The organism is Streptomyces yerevanensis, assembly GCF_000716805.1.
In the GTDB taxonomy this organism is placed as follows: domain Bacteria; phylum Actinomycetota; class Actinomycetes; order Streptomycetales; family Streptomycetaceae; genus Streptomyces; species Streptomyces flaveus.
Map to the genome: position 1 here is coordinate 171,422 of NZ_JNWJ01000014.1, position 13,935 is coordinate 185,356.

The window sequence follows — 13,935 nt, forward strand, 5'->3', positions numbered from 1 at the left end:
CTGGCTCAACTAACGCTCCTGCTGGTGAGTGGGGCTGGGGAAGCTGCCGGTCTGGCCCGAACCGGCCTGGCGACCCTGCTGGATGCCCCTACGAAGATTGGTCAGCCGGCCGCGTACGTCATCGGGCGCACGCGAGACCTGCGGACCGCTTTGGTGCTGTTGTTGCTGAGCCGTCCCCGCGACAAGGTTCGCGCGGGGGACCCGGCGCGGCAGACCCGAGACGGTCACGCCACCCGCGGTGGGCTGGCGCACCTTCTCGGCCTGGCGGCCGAGTTCATCATTGGGAGAGGCGCGCCAGGACGACGTGACGGCGGGAGCCGGGGCCGACGCCGGGCGCTGCGGGGCCGCGGGAGCCTGGGAGGGCTCCTGCGGGGGGAACATGGAGGACGTGGTGGACGCGGACTCGGTCCGGGAGCCGTTGCTCCGGCCCTGGTCCTGATCCTCGACCTGGTCCTGTCCCTGGTGGAACCAGTTGGTCTCCAGGGTGTCGTACAGCGGTGTACGTCCGTCGCCGGGACCCGACGCCGGGGGCAGACCCTCGAGCTCCTGCTGCGGGGGATACGACGGCTGCGGGGGGAGCGAGGGGCGCCGACGCGGCTGCGGGCGCTGCGGGGACTGGGGGCGCTTGCCGCCGTTCGTCCCGTTGGTCCCGGGGCGCTCGAACTGGCTGGTGTCGCCACCGCCCTGGCGCTCGCCGCGGCCGCCCGGGTCCGCGGGGGAACCGTTGTAGCCGGACGCCGGTGACCGCCCGTTCGAGGGCTGGTCCTGGCGGCCGTCTCGGCCGGGCTGGGCGAACTGGCCGGTCGAGGGCGGGTTCTGCCTGGCGGAAGGATTCGGCGGACCGAACACGTCCGGGCGTACGAACTGGCCGGTGCCCTGACCGGGACGCGGGATGTCGAAGTCGGACGGACCGGTACCGGAACCGGGCCGCGGGGCGTCGAAGTCCGGCCGGGCGTACTCACCCGTGGAGCTCGAACCCTGGCGGTCGTCGATCCGGGGGATCTCCTCGGTCGAGCCCGGACCCTGACGGCCGTCCACGCGCGGCATGCGCGAGGTCGCGTCCGGCTCCTCGTGGCCACGCGGGCCGTCCATCGAGTCGCGCGGGACCGGCGGCTGCGCGTTGTCGTCGCTCCAACTGCTCACGCGCGGCTTGGGGTTGCCCCCGGGCAGCTCGGCACGCGGACCACCGGGCGGCGGCAGCTGCGGCTGCCCGGCGGCATGACGGCCCTGCTCGGCGTTCCCGCTGTCGGGGCGCCGCGGCGGCGGTACGGAGCCACGGGCGCCGAACGCCTCCTGGCGGCCACTGTCACCGAAACCGTCGAAGCCCTGCGGAGCACCCGTACCCGCGGCCTGAAGACCCTGCGGAGCACCCGGCGCGGCACCGGCCGGAGCCGGCCTGCCCTGCGGGGGCGCGGGCGGCATCGGAGGCTGCGGCCCACGCGAACCGCCGGGCCCACCCGGACGACCGCCCGGGTCGCTCCCGGTCAGCGCAGGGCGCGGACCCGTGCCCGCGACCTGCCCGCGCTGAGGACCGGCGTTCAGGCGTCCGGGGCCACCGGGCGCACCTGCACCGGCACCAGCACCCGCGCTGAGCGCGGGACCGCTGCCGGCCCCGCCACGACGGGCCGCCGCCACACCGGCCGCGGCCTGCGCGGCGGCCGGACCGCCGGCACCCGCGCCCTGGCCCGGCTTGCCCGGGGCCTTCTTGCCGCCCTGGGCGACATCGACGGGGAGCATGACCAGCGCGGTCGTACCACCGGAGTCGGACGGCCGCAGCTGGATACGGATGCCGTGCCGCTGCGAAAGGCGGCCGACCACGAACAGACCCATGCGGCGCGAGACCGAGACGTCCACGGTGGGCGGCGAGGCGAGCCGCTCGTTGATCGCCGCGAGGTCCTCGGGAGAGAGGCCGATACCGGTGTCGTGGATCTCGATCAGTACGCGGCCGTCGGGCAGCGCGTGACCGGTGACCTTGACCTTGGTCTGCGGCGAGGAGAACGAGGTGGCGTTCTCAAGGAGCTCGGCGAGCAGGTGCACGAGGTCGTTGACGACGCGGCCCGCGACCTCGGTGGCCGGAACCGAGGACAGCTCGATGCGCTCGTACTGCTCCACCTCGGAGGCGGCGGCACGGAGCACGTCGACCAGCGGGACCGGGCGGGTCCAGCGGCGGCCGGGCTCCTCACCGGCGAGAACGAGGAGGTTCTCACCGTTACGGCGCATGCGGGTCGCGAGGTGGTCGAGCTTGAACAGCGAGGACAGCTGGTCCGGGTCGGCCTCGCGGGACTCCAGCTCGGAGATCAGCGACAGCTGACGCTGGATGAGGCCCTGGGAGCGGCGCGAGAGGTTGGTGAACATCGCGTTGACGTTGCCCCGCAGCAGGGCCTGCTCGGCGGCCAGTCGTACGGCCTCACGGTGCACGTCGTCGAAGGCCGCGGCCACCTGGCCGATCTCGTCCTTGGAGTGCACACCGACCGACTGGACGGAGGTGTCGACGTCCTGCGGGTCGGACTCGGACAGCTGCTTGACCAGCTCGGGCAGCCGGTCCTGGGCGACCTTGGTCGCGGTGTCCTGGAGCCGGCGCAGCGAGCGGATCATAGATCGGGCCACCACGAAGGCGCCGACGAGCGAGACACCGAGGACGAGCAGGATCAGCGCACCGGAGATGATCGCTTCCTGCTCGGACTCGTTGCGCAGCTCACGGGCCTTCTGCTCCATCTGGTTGAGCAGCGTGAGCTCGATCTTGGACATCTCCTGGATCTTGGCCGAGTCGGCGTCGATCCAGTCCAGGTACGAGCGCTTCTCGCGCTGCTCCAGGCCGCCCTCCTGGCGGAGCACACGCTGCGCGTAGTTGTCGGCTTCCTTGATGGTCGGGCTGCCGTCGTCGATCGGCTTCGTCAGGGCCGCCGCGTTGCCGTCGTAGACGCTTTCGAAGCCGGAGAGGTCGGACTTCTGGTTCTCCTGCGCGGAGAGGGCGTACCGCCGGTCGTTCTCCGAGAGATCGCCGAACGTCTTGGGGGTCGCGGGCAGGGCCGCGGCGATCACGGCACGCTGGATGGACGCGTACTCCTTGGCGGAGGAGAAGGCCGCCAGGGCGCGCGTGCGCTGGATCATCTCCGGGTTGCTGGTCGCCTGCGCCATGTCCTGCGAAAGGCCCAGCAGCCGCTCGATGAGCCGGTGGTACTCCTCGACCGTCTGGGAGGAGTTGGCGCGGTCCGTGTAGGCGTCGTTGCGGATGTTCTTGATCTGGCTCAGCTCGGCGACGATGGAGACGACGTTGTCGCGGACGCCGTCGAGGGTCTCGTCGTTGTCCGCGTTGTCGATCTCACGCGAGCCCTCCGTGAAGGCGACACGCGCCCGGTCCGTCTTGTCCCGTACGCCCTTGACCGCGAAATCGGTCCCGTCCGCGCCGTGCGAGAGCGGGCCGGCCGACTTGTCGCGCTCCTCCTGGAGCGCCGCGGCGAGCTCGGTCGCCTGCTTGGTCATGTCGGTCAGCAGCCTCATGTTGTCGAGCTGCTGGATGTCGTCCATGGAGTCGCTGATGCGCAGCGCGCCGAGCGAGGTCGCGGCGACCACGGGGAGCGCGAGCAGCGAGACCAGTCGGGTGGAGATGCGCCAGTTGCGCAGCGCTATTCGGGAGCCGGGGCCGCTGGAGCCCTTCGGCTGCGCAGCCGGGACGGCGGGCGCCGAGGCGGCGGGGCCGCCCGAAGAGCCTGCCAGGCCGGGGCGCGAGCCGCGCTCACCGCTGTCACCGGACTGTGCCGGTCCTTGGTTCTGGGCGTGCTGGGGCGATGAACCGCGGTCGGTCCCGCCGTGCGGCTCCGGCTCCGCCGAAGCGCTGCCATCCCTCTTGAAACGTCCCTGCACTAGCGTCGCAACCTCTGGACCAGGCGCCTCTCCGCAGAACGGTGAGGCGGTGTCGGCGTCGTACCGGCGCAATGCGCCTTCTGTCGGTCTCCGGTGACCGGCGCTGTTCCCCCTATCCCGCCGCCATGCGGCGCTGCGTTGCGCCCCCTGTGCGCCGGTTCGATCCCACGGCGGTTCGTGGAATTCCAGCACAGTGCCGGATCTCCAACAAGGGCCATGGGTCATGCTGTGACCTACGTGACCCCTTGTGAGGGGCGAGTTACGGGTCGTATAAAGTGATCCCCCGCATACCGGACACAATACGGCGTTCCGCTCGTGCGCGAGACGTGTCCCAGTCGCGATGATCAGGAGCGGAATGATGTCTTCAGTGGGGCAATGCCCGCTTTGTCAGGGTCAGTAGTCGGCCTGAATTGACCGTTTTGATGGACGGTTCGTGAGGAAACTCACACGGCGATCATGGGGTCTTCACAACTTTCCCGGGGAACCCGACGTTTAGCCTGATGCCTTTACAGGCACAGCAAATCCGACAACACGCGCTTCTGCGACGGCCGTTGGCCGCGCCGAGGCGCCCGTACGACGGGGTCAGACACCACACATGAAGACGACGATGATGTTCCGCAACATAGCCAATCCGCAGCGCACCACGCTGGCGCACCTCGATGACGCCGACGAACTGCGCATGCCGGAGCAGCGGGAACACCAGGAGCACGCCGTCGAGCTCCCCGCCCAGACCGCCAACCCCCGCCGTACGGTCCTGGTGGACATCCCGGCCGGCGCGGGCGCCGAGCAGTAGGCCTCCGAGCCGAGGACGAGCCCTGCCCCAATTCCCGGGACCGCCGGAGGTAATTGCGCAAGGTCGCGCCCCCTTACCGCGTTAGCCTGGAGCGTCATACTCCGGCTGGTTCAGTAGAGGGGCGCAAGATCCCGTGCGCATCGCCAGGTTCTCCATCGACGGCAACGTCGCGTTCGGCGCGGTCGAGGGCGACAGCCCTCCTGGATCGACCGACGGGCTCGTCCTCGACATCATCAAGGGCATCCCCTTCGCGGACTTCGAACTCTCCGGTACGAAGCTGCCGCTGAGCAAGGTCAGGCTGCTCCCGCCGGTGCTCCCGAACAAGGTCGTGGCCTTCGGCCGCAACTACGCGGAGCACGCGAAGGAACTCGGCAACGAGGTGCCCGACGCCCCGTTCGCCTTCTTCAAGCCGTCCACCTCGGTGATCGGCTCCGGCGACGAGATCGCGTACCCCTCCTTCTCCCAGGAGCTGCACCACGAGGCCGAGCTGGCCGTGGTCATAGGCCGGATGTGCCGTGAGGTCCCACGCGAGCGCGTCAAGGACGTCATCCTCGGCTACACCTGCGCCAACGACGTCACCGCACGCGACGTCCAGAAGCGCGAGAAGCAGTGGGCGAGGGCCAAGGGCTTCGACTCCTCGTGCCCGCTCGGCCCCTGGGTGGAGACGGATCTCGATCCCTCCGACCTGACGATCCAGTGCACGGTCAACGGCCGACAGCGACAACTGGGTCGCACCAGCGAGATGATCCACTCCATCGAGGATCTGATCGTGAACATCACCGAGGCCATGACGCTGCTCCCCGGCGATGTGATCCTCACGGGCACCCCCGCGGGGGTCGGCCCGCTCAACGTCGGCGACGAGGTCGCCGTCACCATCGAAGGCATCGGCACTCTCACCAACAAGGTGATCAAGCGTGGCTAACGCGAACGTCCGCGTACGTTTCTGTCCCTCGCCGACCGGCAACCCCCATGTGGGCCTGGTCCGCACCGCCCTGTTCAACTGGGCATACGCCCGTCACACCGGCGGCACTTTCGTGTTCCGTATCGAGGACACCGACGCGGCCCGCGACTCCGAGGAGTCCTACGAGCAGCTGCTGGACTCCATGCGCTGGCTCGGCTTCGACTGGGACGAGGGCCCCGCCGCATTCGACAGCGCCTCCGGCGCGGACAGCGGCCCGCACGCCCCGTACCGCCAGTCGCAGCGCATGGACATCTACAAGGACGTCGCGCGCAAGCTCCTCGACGGCGGCTACGCGTACTACTGCTACTGCTCGACGGCGGAACTGGACGCCCGCCGCGAGGCGGCCCGCGCGGCAGGCAAGCCATCCGGCTACGACGGTCACTGCCGCGCGCTCACCGACGAGCAGATCGCTACGTACAAGACCGAGGACCGCGAGCCGATCGTCCGCTTCCGCATGCCCGACGAGCCGATCACCTTCACGGACCTGGTGCGCGGCGAGCTGACGTTCACGCCCGAGAACGTGCCCGACTACGGGATCGTACGAGCCAACGGGGCGCCCCTGTACACGCTCGTGAACCCCGTCGACGACGCCCTCATGGAGATCACCCACGTCCTGCGCGGCGAGGACCTGCTCTCCTCCACCCCGCGCCAGATCGCCCTCTACAAGGCATTGATCGAGCTGGGCATCGCCAAGTCCGTGCCCGCCTTCGGGCACCTGCCGTACGTGATGGGCGAGGGCAACAAGAAGCTCTCCAAGCGCGACCCCCAGTCGTCGCTGAACCTCTACAGGGAGCGCGGTTTCCTCCCGGAGGGTCTGCTCAACTACCTCTCCCTGCTGGGCTGGTCGCTCTCCGCCGACCAGGACGTCTTCTCGATCGACGAGATGGTCGCGGCCTTCGACATCAAGGACGTCGTCCCGAACCCGGCCCGCTTCGACCTGAAGAAGTGCGAGGCGATCAACGCCGACCACATCCGGCGGCTGGACCTGAAGTCGTTCATCGAGGCCTGCGGCCCGTGGCTGAAGGCCCCGCACGCGCCGTGGGCGCCGGAGGACTTCGACCAGGCCAGGTGGGAGGCGATCGCCCCGCACGCCCAGACCCGCCTGACGGTCCTGTCCGACATCACGCAGAACGTCGACTTCCTGTTCCTGAAGGAGCCCGTCGAGGACGAGGCGTCCTGGACGAAGGCGATGAAGGAGGGCTCGGACGCGCTCCTGCGCACGGCCCGCGCGAAGCTGGAATCCGCGGACTGGACGAGTCCGGAGTCGCTCAAGGCCGCCGTCCTCGCGGCCGGCGAGGAGCACGGCCTCAAGCTCGGCAAGGCCCAGGCCCCCGTCCGCGTGGCCGTCACCGGCCGCACGGTCGGGCTCCCCCTCTTCGAGTCCCTGGAAGTACTGGGCAAGGACAAGACCCTGACCCGCATCGACGCGGCTCTGGCCAAGCTGACGGCGTAGCGCACGAACGGAGGGGCGGCACCCGCGCGCCGGGTGCCGCCCCTCCGCGTTGCGTGCCGGTGGCACGAAAGCCGGACGCCGTCGCCGTCAGGGCGTTACCGTCAAACCATGAGCATCAGGGCCGTGGTCTGGGACATCGATGACACGATCTTCGACTACACCACGGCCGACCGGGCCGGAATGCGCGGGCATCTGGCGGCCGAGGGACTGCTCGACGGGTACGCGTCCGTGGAGCAGGCGCTCGGGCACTGGCGGGAGGTCACCGACCAGCAGTGGGCCAGGTTCGCGGCGGGCGAGGCCTCCTTCGAGGGGCAGCGGCGGGACCGGGTGCGGGTCTTCCTGGGCGAGGAGCTGACCGACGCCGAGGCCGACGCCTGGTTCCTGCGGTACCTGGGCCACTACGAGGCCGCCTGGGGGCTCTTCCCGGACGTGCTGCCCGCCCTGGACACCCTCGCCGCCAGCCACCGACACGCCGTGCTGTCCAACTCCAGCCTCCACGTCCAGGACCGCAAGCTCCGCGTCCTCGGCGTACACGACCGCTTCGAGACGGTGCTGTGCGCGGCCGAGCTGGGCGTCTCCAAGCCCGAGGCCCGGGCCTTCCACGCCGCCTGCGAGGCCCTGGCGCTGCTCCCGCACCAGGTCGCGTACGTCGGCGATCACCCGGAGATCGACGGACAGGGCGCGGCCGACGCCGGGCTCTTCTCGGTCTGGATCGACCGCGCGGGCGTGAGCGCGGTCACCGGCGACGCGCCCGACACGCGCGAGGGCGCCGCTCCGGATCAGCCCGCCGGCCTGCGCCGAATCACGTCTCTGGCCGCACTTCCGGCACTCCTTGCGGCCGATACCCGTTTTGGAGCGCCGTCCACCTTCGGGTAATGTTCTTCCTGCGTCACCGCGAGCGGGCCGACAGGCCGGGACCGGGAAGCGCAAGCTAAGACAAGATCCCCGCTGGGGGTTGTGTTTCAGTGGCCTATGGTGTAATTGGCAGCACGACTGATTCTGGTTCAGTTAGTCTAGGTTCGAGTCCTGGTAGGCCAGCTCGCAGAGCTCATCTGCAAAAGCCCCCGTTGTGTAGCGGCCTAGCACGCTGCCCTCTCAAGGCAGTAGCGCCGGTTCGAATCCGGTCGGGGGTACAGATCCTTCCCAGGGACACAGTCCGGGTCGCACCCACTGGTTCTCACGGAGACAACATCCGGCTACCGCCGGGTGGGGATCGCTAGGGCCCCCGTTGTGTAGCGGCCTAGCACGCCGCCCTCTCAAGGCGGTAGCGCCGGTTCGAATCCGGTCGGGGGTACGAACTGGTCTAAATCACATTGGTCTATGGTGTAATTGGCAGCACGACTGATTCTGGTTCAGTTAGTCTAGGTTCGAGTCCTGGTAGACCAGCTCGGATCTGCGGAAACGCAAGATCCTCGCCCCCGTTGTGTAGCGGCCTAGCACGCCGCCCTCTCAAGGCGGTAGCGCCGGTTCGAATCCGGTCGGGGGTACGTCACGAAGAAGCCCTCCCCAGCTGGGGAGGGCTTCTTCGCGTTGAGTTGAACGGCAGGACAACCTCAACCCCAGCCGGTCGCTGCGGCGTTGAAGCGACCGGTCGGGTCAACTCGTGTCAGCCGGTGCGGCGCAGCGCCTCCGAGAGGCGGGCCGCCGCGTCGATGACCGCCTGGGCGTGCATCCGGCCCGGGTGCCGGGTCAGGCGCTCGATCGGCCCGGAAACAGAGACGGCGGCCACCACCCGGTTCGAGGGCCCGCGCACCGGCGCCGAGACGGACGCGACGCCCGGCTCGCGCTCACCGATCGACTGGGCCCAGCCCCGGCGCCGTACGCCCGACAGGGCCGTCGCCGTGAAACGGGCGCCCTGCAGGCCCCGGTGCAGGCGCTCCGGCTCTTCCCAGGCCATCAGGATCTGGGCCGAGGAGCCCGCCTTCATGGTGAGTGTCGAGCCGACCGGGACCGTGTCCCTGAGGCCCGACAGGCGCTCCGCCGCGGCGACGCAGATACGCATGTCACCCTGGCGGCGGTAGAGCTGCGCGCTCTCGCCCGTGACGTCACGGAGGTGGGTCAGCACCGGCCCCGCCGTCGCCAGCAGGCGGTCCTCGCCCGCCGCCGCGGCCAGCTCGGCCAGGCGCGGGCCGAGAATGAAACGGCCCTGCATGTCCCGCGCCACCATGCGGTGGTGCTCAAGTGCCACGGCGAGGCGATGTGCCGTGGGTCGTGCCAGTCCGGTCGCCGCGACCAGGCCCGCGAGGGTGGCCGGACCGGACTCCAGGGCGCTCAGGACAAGGGCTGCCTTGTCCAGAACTCCTACGCCGCTACTGTTGTCCATGCAACGATACTCGCGTCTCACTCTGTGAAACGCAAGTTCAATTTTCCGTGGAACGCGCCACCCTGTACGTACAACGGCCCGTAGACCATCGGGCCCGGCGGCAGGCGTCCGGCGCGGGGGTGACGGACGCGGCCATCCCGAAGTCTCTAGTTGGGCCGGCGCCATACAGGCCGGCCGGAGGGAAAGCGATGGGTAGGACACTCGCTGAGAAGGTCTGGGACGACCATGTCGTCCGGCGCGCGGAGGGCGAGCCCGACCTTCTCTTCATCGATCTGCACCTGCTGCACGAGGTGACCAGCCCGCAGGCCTTCGACGGCCTTCGCCAGGCGGGGCGCCCCGTGCGCCGCCTCGACCTCACCATCGCGACCGAGGATCACAACACCCCGACCCTCGACATCGACAAGCCCATCGCCGACCCAGTCTCGCGCGCCCAGCTGGAGACGCTGCGCAAGAACTGCGCCGATTTCGGCGTACGCCTGCACCCGCTCGGCGACGTCGAGCAGGGCGTCGTCCACGTCGTGGGACCGCAGCTGGGCCTCACCCAGCCCGGCATGACCGTGGTCTGCGGCGACTCGCACACCTCCACGCACGGCGCCTTCGGTGCGCTGGCGTTCGGCATCGGCACCTCCCAGGTCGAGCATGTGCTGGCCACCCAGACGCTGCCGCTGGCCCGCCCGAAGACCATGGCCATCACGGTCGACGGTGAACTGCCCGAGGACGTCACGGCCAAGGACCTGATCCTGGCGATCATCGCCAAGATCGGTACGGGCGGCGGCCAGGGCTACATCCTGGAGTACCGCGGCTCCGCCATCGAGAAGCTCTCGATGGAGGCCCGGATGACCATCTGCAACATGTCGATCGAGGCCGGTGCCCGCGCGGGCATGATCGCCCCCGACGAGACGACCTTCGAGTACATCAAGGGCCGCGCGCACGCCCCCGAGGGCGAGGACTGGGACGCCGCCGTCGCGTACTGGAAGACCCTGAAGTCGGACGAGGACGCGGAATTCGACGCCGAGGTCGTCATCGACGCCGCCTTGCTCGCGCCGTTCGTCACCTGGGGCACCAACCCCGGTCAGGGCTCGCCGCTTTCGGCGTCCGTCCCCGACCCTGCTTCGTACGAGGACGCTTCGGAGCGCCACGCCGCCGAAAAGGCCCTGGAATACATGGGGTTGACCGCCGGACAGCCGCTGCGCGACATCAAGGTCGACACTGTCTTCGTAGGCTCCTGCACCAACGGCCGTATCGAGGACCTGCGCGCGGCAGCCTCCATCGTCGAGGGCCGCAAAGTCGCCGACGGCGTACGGATGCTGGTCGTTCCCGGCTCCGCGCGCGTCGGTCTGCAGGCCGTCTCCGAGGGACTGGACCTCGTCTTCAAGGAGGCCGGCGCCGAATGGCGGCACGCGGGCTGCTCGATGTGCCTGGGCATGAACCCCGACCAGCTGGCCCCCGGTGAGCGCTCCGCGTCCACCTCCAACCGCAACTTCGAAGGCAGGCAGGGCAAGGGCGGCCGTACGCACCTGGTCTCGCCGCAGGTCGCCGCCGCCACCGCCGTGCTCGGCCACCTGGCGTCCCCCGCCGACCTGAACGACCAGTCTGCCGTCCGTACGCCCGCTGGAGTCTGAGAACCATGGCCATGGAAGCATTCACCACGCACACCGGACGGGCCGTCCCGCTGCGCCGCAGCAACGTCGACACCGACCAGATCATCCCCGCCCACTGGCTCAAGAAGGTCACCAGGGACGGCTTCGAGGACGGACTGTTCGAGGCCTGGCGCAAGGACTCGTCGTTCATCCTCAACCAGCCCGAGCGCCACGGTGCCACGGTCCTCGTCGCGGGTCCCGACTTCGGTACGGGCTCCTCGCGCGAGCACGCCGTGTGGGCGCTGCAGAACTACGGCTTCAAGGCCGTCATCTCGTCGCGTTTCGCGGACATCTTCCGCGGCAACTCGCTCAAGAACGGTCTGCTCACGGTCGTTCTGGAGCAGAAGATCGTTGACGCGCTGTGGGACCTCACGGAGAACGACCCGCAGGCTGAGGTCACTGTTGACCTTGAGGCGCGTGAGGTTCGCGCGGAGGGCATCACCGCCTCCTTCGAACTCGACGAGAACGCCCGCTGGCGGCTGCTGAACGGGCTCGACGACATCTCGATCACGCTGCAGAACGAGCCGGACATCGCCGCGTACGAGTCCAAGCGGCCCGCCTACAAGCCGCGGACGCTCCGAGTTTGACGAGACGAACCGGCCCAAGCACACAAGGCTGATTCCAGCCACCTCAACAGGCTCCAGTACCCCCAACCGTGGACGGTTGGGGGTACTGCCTTGTGTGCCTGAGGACGAGGTCAGCGGCCTGTTCTGATTGGCTTCAACTCCCCTTGTTTCAAGGGGGATTGTTAGGGTAGTCGAGCCTTGGCACAGTCTTGTGCGGAGGTGTGCGGGAAGCGCCTGGGAGGCGGCAGTTGACCCTGCGCAGGCGACAACTCGCCCCAGATGGCACAATCTGTGCATGGAACACGACGGCCAACTCGAGCTCTATACGGCGGTCGCGTCCCAACTCAAGGAAGCGCACGCAAGGGTGCGCGCACTGCAAGTCCCGGAGGGCGTACGGATGGCGCTGACCCGGAAGCTGCTGGTCATTACGGCCGTGGCCAAGCACGATCTCGCCGATGCGACAAGGCGTCTGGAGCGGTTCATCTCAGACCTTGATGAGGGTCGATTCCCTGAAGAAGGTCTCTGAGGAACTTCGCGACAGTCCTGGTTCGTTGCGGCACTAGGGTGATTAGCCCGTTTCGTGTTTGATTTGCGGTATATATCTGCCTAACGTGCGAAAAAGCTTGAACACTTTCGTTCTGGCAATGTCTCCGAAGGGGAAGACGTGAACAAGGCGCAGCTCGTAGAAGCGATTGCGGACAAGGTCGGCGGGCGTCAGCAGGCCGCCGACGCGGTCGACGCCGTACTGGACGCCGTGGTCCGTGCGGTTGTCGCAGGGGAACGGGTCTCGGTCACCGGTTTCGGTTCCTTCGAGAAGGTCGATCGTCCGGCCCGCTACGCACGTAACCCCCAGACCGGGGAGCGTGTTCGGGTCAAGAAGACCTCCGTGCCGCGGTTCCGCGCGGGCCAGGGTTTCAAGGACCTGGTGAGCGGTTCGAAGAAACTCCCGAAGCACGATGTGGCGGTCAAGAAGGCGCCCAAGGGCAGCCTGTCCGGAGGCGCTGCCGCCACGGTCAAGAAGGCGACGGCCAAGAGGGCCGCCGCCAAGAAGGCGGCGACGCCCGCCAAGAAGGCCGCGGCCAAGAAGACGACCGCCAAGAAGGCGGCGCCGGCCAAGGCCGCGGCCAAGAAGACCACGGCCAAGGCGGCGACCGGCAAGACCGCGGCCAAGACGACCACCGCCAAGAAGGGGGCCGCCAAGAAGGCGCCCGCGAAGAAGTCGACGGCGCGCAAGACCACCGCCAAGAAGACCACCGCCCGCCGGTAGACAGGGCGCTGGGACACTCACGCGCCGGGCCGGGCTCCTCACGGAAGAGAGCCCGGCCCGCGGCGTGTTCAGAGACTGCTCAGAGATCTTGGGGGACGGTCCTGAGGGTCTTCAGGGGGCCTCAGAAGGTCTGCAGCGTCACCAGAGTGATCCGGCGCGCGTCCCCTTCGCCCTCCGTCTCGATCCGCACCCGCTGCCCCGGCCTGAGCAGCCTGAGCCCGCCCGCCTCGAACGCCGGGCCGTCGAAGGGCACCGGGGTGCCGTCATCGAGCAGCACCTGACCGCTACGGGTCTCGGGGTCGTACGTGTACGCGGTCGCCTGCATGAGGCCCAGACTAGGCGACGTTCAACGCCGCGACCGCCGCCGCCGTGCGCGGTCCCACGCCCAGGGCCAGTGCCGCTCGTAGGTCGTCGCCGGTGTCCACGTCCTGGCGTACGGAATCCACTGAGTCCAGGGGAAGTTCCACGGCGCCCGAGGTTCGGTGGCGGGTGCGAGAATCCGGGCCGAACATGGGGAGCAATTCACGGTCCGCGGACGCGGTCAGCAGAGTCGTGCCGGTTCCGGCGGCGTCCGGGAGAAAAGCGCGGGGGAATTCGGCGGCCGCGTCGAGGACGCGGGCCAATTCCAGGGGGCGCAGTGCGGGGAGATCGGCGTTCAGGGCCGCCAAAGGGCTTTCGGGGCTTCTGGATCGTACGAGCGACGCCCCGTGCGTGAGGGCGGCGTTCAGTCCGCCCGCGGGCTCGTCCGGGACGATCCGGGCGCCCAGCGCGGCCAGTTCACGGCCGGCCAGCACGTCGTCCGTGACGACCGCCACATCGCGTACCGCGGCGCAGGCGAGGGCCGCCGTCACGGTGTCCTGCGCGAAGGCGAGGGCGAGTCCGGGGCGCAGTCCGTCGGCGGCGGTGTCCGAGAGCCTGCTCTTCGCCCGCGACAGGGCTTTCAGGGGTATGACCAAGGTCCACTGCACCAGCGTTCCGTCCCTCTCTTGTCGCGCCCATTGTGACCTGGACAGTGAGTGAGACACCCTGGCGGGGGCATGGACGGGGGAGAGGATGCGAAGCTCCTTG

The 13,935-nt window shown here is 69.1% G+C and carries 12 protein-coding genes and 5 tRNA genes; 13 read left to right on the forward strand and 4 right to left on the reverse strand.

The annotated features are described in order from the left end of the window. Positions 1-9: 9 nt before the first annotated feature. Entirely contained in the window at positions 10-3,864 is a 3,855-nt protein-coding gene (locus tag OP79_RS17070; protein WP_033321073.1) for a sensor histidine kinase, read from the reverse strand. 595 nt (positions 3,865-4,459) lie between these two features. Between OP79_RS17070 and OP79_RS17075 the strand changes: the two genes are divergently transcribed. The 9 genes from OP79_RS17075 (at position 4,460) to OP79_RS17115 (ending at position 8,558) form a co-directional block, all read left to right on the forward strand. Beyond that, a complete protein-coding gene (locus tag OP79_RS17075) occupies positions 4,460-4,657 on the forward strand; it encodes a hypothetical protein (protein WP_033321074.1) in 198 nt (65 codons plus the stop codon). 133 nt (positions 4,658-4,790) lie between these two features. Beyond that, positions 4,791-5,579, forward strand: a complete 789-nt coding sequence (locus OP79_RS17080; protein WP_033321075.1) for a fumarylacetoacetate hydrolase family protein — start codon at positions 4,791-4,793, stop codon at positions 5,577-5,579. Further along, positions 5,572-7,071, forward strand: coding sequence for a glutamate--tRNA ligase (gltX, locus tag OP79_RS17085; RefSeq protein WP_033321076.1), 1,500 nt, complete (start codon positions 5,572-5,574; stop codon positions 7,069-7,071). The genes OP79_RS17080 and gltX overlap by 8 nt, the downstream gene beginning before the upstream one ends. Before the next feature lie 108 nt (positions 7,072-7,179). Further along, the gene (locus OP79_RS17090) at positions 7,180-7,947 is read left to right on the forward strand and encodes an HAD family hydrolase (protein WP_033321077.1); all 768 of its coding nucleotides are present in this window, start codon (positions 7,180-7,182) and stop codon (positions 7,945-7,947) included. A 90-nt stretch (positions 7,948-8,037) separates the two neighbouring features. Continuing rightward, positions 8,038-8,109: transfer RNA gene (locus OP79_RS17095), tRNA-Gln, on the forward strand. Positions 8,110-8,131: 22 nt separating this feature from the next. Beyond that, positions 8,132-8,204: transfer RNA gene (locus tag OP79_RS17100), tRNA-Glu, on the forward strand. An 88-nt stretch (positions 8,205-8,292) separates the two neighbouring features. After that, positions 8,293-8,365 (forward strand) — tRNA-Glu (locus OP79_RS17105). A 20-nt stretch (positions 8,366-8,385) separates the two neighbouring features. Next, positions 8,386-8,457, forward strand: a tRNA-Gln gene (locus OP79_RS17110). Positions 8,458-8,485: 28 nt separating this feature from the next. Beyond that, positions 8,486-8,558: transfer RNA gene (locus OP79_RS17115), tRNA-Glu, on the forward strand. A gap of 119 nt (positions 8,559-8,677) precedes the next feature. Here OP79_RS17115 and ndgR read toward each other — a convergent pair. Then, entirely contained in the window at positions 8,678-9,394 is a 717-nt protein-coding gene (gene ndgR / locus OP79_RS17120; protein WP_015036427.1) for an IclR family transcriptional regulator NdgR, read from the reverse strand. A gap of 188 nt (positions 9,395-9,582) precedes the next feature. Here ndgR and leuC point away from each other — a divergent pair, with 188 nt between their 5' ends. The 4 genes from leuC to OP79_RS17140 all read left to right on the forward strand — a co-directional run bounded on the left by leuC (position 9,583) and on the right by OP79_RS17140 (position 12,867). Continuing rightward, on the forward strand, positions 9,583-11,016 hold the full coding sequence (leuC, locus tag OP79_RS17125) for a 3-isopropylmalate dehydratase large subunit (protein WP_033321078.1): 1,434 nt from the start codon (positions 9,583-9,585) through the stop codon (positions 11,014-11,016). An 11-nt stretch (positions 11,017-11,027) separates the two neighbouring features. After that, entirely contained in the window at positions 11,028-11,621 is a 594-nt protein-coding gene (leuD, locus tag OP79_RS17130) for a 3-isopropylmalate dehydratase small subunit (protein ID WP_033321190.1), read from the forward strand. Positions 11,622-11,895: 274 nt separating this feature from the next. Further along, complete coding sequence (locus tag OP79_RS17135; RefSeq protein WP_033321079.1) at positions 11,896-12,126, forward strand: SCO5555 family protein; 231 nt, start codon at positions 11,896-11,898, stop codon at positions 12,124-12,126. A 138-nt stretch (positions 12,127-12,264) separates the two neighbouring features. Next, positions 12,265-12,867, forward strand: coding sequence for an HU family DNA-binding protein (locus OP79_RS17140; protein ID WP_033321080.1), 603 nt, complete (start codon positions 12,265-12,267; stop codon positions 12,865-12,867). Positions 12,868-12,988: 121 nt separating this feature from the next. On the opposite strand, the gene OP79_RS53950 is transcribed toward OP79_RS17140, so the two are convergent. Continuing rightward, complete coding sequence (locus tag OP79_RS53950) at positions 12,989-13,192, reverse strand: hypothetical protein (RefSeq protein WP_033321081.1); 204 nt, start codon at positions 13,190-13,192, stop codon at positions 12,989-12,991. 10 nt (positions 13,193-13,202) lie between these two features. Continuing rightward, on the reverse strand, positions 13,203-13,835 hold the full coding sequence (gene cofC, locus OP79_RS17150) for a 2-phospho-L-lactate guanylyltransferase (protein ID WP_033321082.1): 633 nt from the start codon (positions 13,833-13,835) through the stop codon (positions 13,203-13,205). Positions 13,836-13,935: the final 100 nt, after the last annotated feature.